The sequence below is a fragment of the Actinoplanes campanulatus genome, assembly GCF_014647795.1.
Classification (GTDB): domain Bacteria; phylum Actinomycetota; class Actinomycetes; order Mycobacteriales; family Micromonosporaceae; genus Actinoplanes; species Actinoplanes campanulatus.
On the sequence record NZ_BMPW01000062.1, the window covers coordinates 1 to 2,711 of the forward strand.

Genomic DNA, 2,711 nt, shown 5'->3' on the forward strand with positions numbered 1-2,711 from the left:
GGATCGGGAGTATCTGGCGGCGCGGTTGCCGGCGGTGGCCGTTCCGGCGGTGCTGGTAGCGGTCGAGGCATTGCCGATGACAGCCGGGGGCAAGCTCGATCGGCGGGCGCTGACCGAGCCGGAGGAGCTTTCACGGCGGGGCGTGGTGGCTCCGCGGACGGAGACCGAGCAGCGGATCGCGGCGGTCTGGCAGAGCGTCCTCGGCGTCGACCGGGTCGGCGTACACGATGACTTCTTCGCTCTCGGTGGACACTCTCTGCTGGCTATCCGGCTGACCATGCGGGTCAGTGCGGAGTTGGGTGCCGAGGTTGCGTTGCATGAGGTGTTCGCCCGGCCGACGGTGGCGGCGCAGGCGGAGTTGGTCGACCGGCACGGCGGCGGTGCGGTCGAGCGCATCCCCCGGGTCGAGCAGGCCGGGATCGCGTCGCATGCGCAAGAGCGGCAATGGTTCCTCTGGCAACTCGCCCCGGACAACCCCGCATACAACGTCCCGTGGGGCCACGAGATCCACGGGGAACTCGACGCGGCGGCGCTGGCCTCGGCGGTGGACGCCCTCGTCGCCCGCCACGACGCCCTCCGCACCACGTTGCACCTCGACACGGACGGCCGGATCGTGCAACGGATCGGCGTCGCGGGCCGGACCGGCCTGACGGTGCACGACGCCGACGACGCCGCACTCCCCGGGCTCGTCGAGCGGGCGGCCCGGCAGCCGTTCGATCTCACCACCGGGCCGATACTGCGGGTCAACGTCTGGCGTACGGCGCCGGACCGGCACGTCGTGCTCTTCGTCGCACACCACATCGCCGTCGACGAGTGGTCGATGGGCATCTTCGAACGTGAACTGTGGGAGCTGTATCGCACGGGCGGCGACGCCGAGTTGCCGCCGCTGGCGGTCCGCTACGCCGACTACGCGGCCTGGCACCGCGACCTGGTGGCGAGCCGCGCCGACCGGGACCTCGCATTCTGGCGCCGTACGCTCGAAGACGCACCCACCTCGGCCTGGCCGGACCGGAACGCCGCCCGCGCGGCCGCCCCCGGCGAGAGTGCCCGGCTCGTGCCGGCCGACCGGCTGCAAGGCCTGGACCAGGCTCGTGCCGAAGCGGGCGCGACGGAGTTCATGGCCTTCCTGGCGGTGTACTGCCTCCTGATCGCCCGCAGCTCCGGTGAGCGGGACATCACGGTCGGCATCCCGGTGTCCGGGCGTTCGCACCCTGACCTGGCGCCGGTGGTGGGTTTCTTCGTCAACACCCTGGCGTTGCGGGTGACGGTCGATCCGGCCGACGACTTCCCGGCGCATCTGCGGCGGGTCCGGTCGGTGGTCCTGGCGGCGTTCGCCCACCAGGAGACGCCTTTCGAGCATGTGGTGCGCGCGGTCGCCCCCGACCGCGCCGACGGCGTCAACCCACTGTTCCGCACCATGTTCGCCTTCACCGCCGGCGCATCCCGGACCGACGGCCCGCCGCCCACCGGCCTTACCGTGCGCGGCCTGCCGATCGAGGGCAGCGACAGCCACTTCGACCTGTCCCTGAGCGCTACCCGCACGACCGAAGGGCTCCACCTGACGCTGGAGTTCGGTCCCGGGATCCTCACCGACGGAGAGGCCCAAGGTCTGCTGGGGTCGTTCGAGGAACTGCTGGCGGCGGTCGGTGGATCGGTGTCGGACCTTCTGGCCGCGAGTGGCCCGGAGCGGGAGCGGATCGTCCCGTGGACCGGCGATGTGGGAGTTCCGGTCCTCGCCGCTCCGGTCCACGAGCTGTTGCGGGAGCGCGCCGAACTGTGGCCGGACGTGGTCGCGGTGGAGTCGGACGGGGAGTATTTGACGTTCGCTGGGCTTGATGCGCGCAGTGAGGAATTGGCGCGCTGTCTGGCAGCTGCCGGCGTAAGCCGTGGTGATGTGGTGGGTCTGCATCTGCGGCCGGGTGCGGACGCGGTGGTGGCGGTGTGGGCGGTGTGGAAGGCGGGTGCCGCCTTCCTGCCGCTGGACCCGGATCTGCCGTCGTTGCGGCTGGCCGCGATGGTGCAGGATGCGGGGCCCGTGCTGGTGGTCTCTCGGGAGCCGTGCGCGTGGCCGTCGGTGACGCCTGACGGCGATGGCGCCGCTGTCCTCCCCACGGTGGGTGCGCGGGATCTGGCGTACGTCATGTTCACGTCGGGCTCGACCGGGCGGCCCAAGGGCGTGATGGTCGAGCACGGCGGTCTGGCCGGTTTCGCTGAGCGGATGTTGCCGTCGCGGATCGGCGGCGGACTGGAGCATGCCAGGGTTCTGACCGGGTCGTCGGCGTTCATTTCGGACTTCTTCCTCGCTCAGGTTTTGTCGTTGTTGGGTGGTCACACGCTGGTGGTGGCGTCGGGTCGTGATCCGCGGGATTTGGTGGCGTGGGCGCGGGATCCGGATCGGGCGGTTCAGGTCATCGATGCGACCACGTCGCAGGTGCAGTTGATGGTCGAGGCGGGGCTACTGGACGCCCCGTATCCGCCGCGGCTGATTGCGATCGGTGGCGAGGCGTGCCCGCCGGATCTGTGGCGAGCCCTGCGATCGCAACCCGCGCTGACGGCCTACAACACCTATGGGCCTGCGGAGACGACGGTCGAGGTGGCGGTAGCGGAGATCGCCGCGCATCCGTCGCCTGTGTTGGGCCGCCCGTATGGCGGCGCCCGCCTGTATCTGGTGGATGAGTCGCTGGGTCTGGTGCCGCCGGGTTCGGTGGGGG

The 2,711-nt window shown here is 71.0% G+C and carries 1 protein-coding gene; it reads left to right on the forward strand.

The genetic code is table 11. The features are described from left to right. On the forward strand, nucleotides 1-2,711 hold a 2,711-nt coding region (locus tag IEZ13_RS45975; protein ID WP_189285802.1), incomplete at both ends, for a condensation domain-containing protein.